Annotated in this window: 1 pseudogene; it reads right to left on the minus strand. The window is 58.1% G+C overall.

Features of this window, described 5'->3' with window-relative positions:
* Window positions 1-203 (minus strand): annotated as a pseudogene (locus J5M56_RS24365) (RND transporter); the annotation flags it as partial.
* Between the last annotated feature and the right edge of the window lie 310 nt (window positions 204-513).

Here is a 513-nt window from a genome sequence, read left to right on the forward strand (position 1 = left end):
TCACCAAACGCCTGCCACCATTGGGCGCTGGGCCAGTGGGCGTCTTTGGCGGCCTCGGCAATGGCCGCGTCGGTGGCCAGTGAATCGGCCGCGAGCGCCTCGCCGTGAGGGGCAATGCCTTGGGTAGAGATGCAGCCGCCGAGAGCCAGGGTTAAAGCCAGAACACTGAGCGGCAAAAGCGCTCTGTTGATGCGACGCGGCACAGCTGCGAATTCCTGAGAGAGGGATAGATCGAGGACCGTGCAGGAGCTGCCGCAGGCTGCGATTTTTGATCTTGCTTCCCTTAAAACAAAATCAAAAGACCGCAGCCTTCGGCAGCGCCGGCACAGGATCGGCGCAATTCTATGGAGCTGCCTCTGCGGCGATAAGCTGGGATTTCTGTGAATCTTTGTTACGGTTAACGAGATAATCCCTTGGTCGGGGGTCTCAGCCCCTGAAACTTCGTGTCACAATTTGCCATCTCCCTTGAGAGCACCCCATGGACACTTTGCAAAACATGCGCGCCTTCAGTTG

It is taken from the genome of Pseudomonas sp. 51_B, from assembly GCF_017491595.1.
GTDB lineage: Bacteria > Pseudomonadota > Gammaproteobacteria > Pseudomonadales > Pseudomonadaceae > Aquipseudomonas > Aquipseudomonas promysalinigenes.